Here is a 1548-nt window from a genome sequence, read left to right as displayed (position 1 = left end):
CGCAGCAGCACCCGCCGCACCCACGAGCCGCGCCGCCAGTCGACGAACTGGTTCGTCAACATGCGGCGGACGTACCGCTCGGGCGAGTCGGCCCGAGCGCCAGGGGGGTGAAGGCGTCCGCTCCGTTCACCTCCGACGACCAGACCTCGGTGAAACCGGCCCGGTCGAGGGCCGCGTAGACCGCGGCGTGGTCGGCGAGCGGGATGCCGCCGAGCGGCACCGTCATACCCCATCGCGTCGTCATCGGTCGATGGTGCCCGCCCGCCGCACCGCCCCGCAAGATCGGCCGCCGGTTTCCCGGTTGTCGGTCGCCGGGCCCTGCCACGGTGTTACGACTGCCTGATGGGCAGCACGGACGGCGAGATACGTCGAGGTGGCGCGGCCGACGGGTCGCAACGGTTGCTGCCCACCACCGAGGATCCGGGGCGGGCGACGTTCCTGGAGTTGTTCTTCGACCTGGTCTTCGTGTTCGCGCTGACCCGGATCTCGGCCCGCGCCTTCGAGGACCTCGCGCTGGAACCGGGCGGCGGCGAGGGCTGGTCGGCGGTCACCGGCGGCGGCAAGACCCTGCTGCTGCTGCTCGCGCTCTGGGCCGTGTGGCAGGGCACCGCCTGGACGACGAGCCGGTACGACCCGCACCAGGGCTGGTTGCAGCTCGTCGTGATCGTCTCGCTGGTGTGCAGCATGGTGATGGGGGTGGCGATCCCCCGCGCCTTCGCCCAGACCGGGCTGGCGTTCGCCGTGGCGTACGTCGTCGCCCAGGTCTCCCGGCCGGTGATCCTGCTGATCGCTATCGGCCCGCATCCGTACCGCCGGCTCAAGGTCCGGATGGCGATCATCTTCGCCACGACCGGCGTGCTGTGGATCGTCGGTGCGCTGCTGCCGAGCACCCCGCGGGTGGTGTGCTGGCTGGTGGCGCTGACCCTGGAGTACACCGCCGTCCGCCTCGGCTACCCGGTGCCCGGGCTGGGCCGGTCGAAGGTCTCGAAGTGGGACATCGCCGGGGAGCACCTCGCCGAGCGCTACCAGCAGTTCTTCCTCATCGCCCTCGGCGAGACGATCCTGGTGGCCGGTTTCGCGTACAGCAAGGGCCCGTACCAGCCGTCGCAGACCGTCGCCTTCGCGCTGGCGCTGGCGACGTCGATCGTCATCTGGCGGATCTACGTGCAGCGGGCCGGGCAGATCCTCGCCGAGGCGGTCGGCCGGGCCCGCCAACCGGCGACGATCGGCCGGTCGGCCGCCGACACCCACCTGGTCATGGTGGTCGGCCTGGTCGCCACGGCGATCGGCTACGAGCTGGCCATCGAGCATCCGATGGACTACCACCCCGAACCGGCGTGGATCGCGATGATCATCGGTGGGCCGGTGCTCTTCCTGGCCGGCCGCGCCCGCTTCGAGTACGAGGTGTTCGGCCGTGTCTCGCCGGCCCGGTGGATCGCGGCGCTGGCGCTCCTGGCGGTGTCGCCCCTGCTGCTGCACCACCCGCTGCTGTGGGCGGCGACGACGGTCGTGGTGGTGCTGGTCGCGGTCGCGGTGGCCGACGCCCGC

General features: G+C 71.9%; 1 protein-coding gene and 1 pseudogene. One reads left to right on the top strand and one right to left on the bottom strand.

Features of this window, described 5'->3' with window-relative positions:
* Positions 1-94 precede the first annotated feature (94 nt).
* A pseudogene (locus AB0I76_RS29640) lies at positions 95-226 on the bottom strand (LLM class F420-dependent oxidoreductase); the annotation flags it as partial.
* Positions 227-342: 116 nt separating this feature from the next.
* On the opposite strand from AB0I76_RS29640, the gene AB0I76_RS29635 reads away from it, so the two are divergent.
* The coding region (locus tag AB0I76_RS29635; RefSeq protein WP_357042363.1) for a low temperature requirement protein A at positions 343-1548 on the top strand (1206 nt) is incomplete at its 3' end.

Origin of the sequence: Micromonospora sp. NPDC049799 (assembly GCF_040656655.1) — a bacterium.
In the GTDB taxonomy this organism is placed as follows: Bacteria; Actinomycetota; Actinomycetes; order Mycobacteriales; family Micromonosporaceae; genus Micromonospora.
This window is presented reverse-complemented; position numbering and strand designations above follow the sequence as displayed.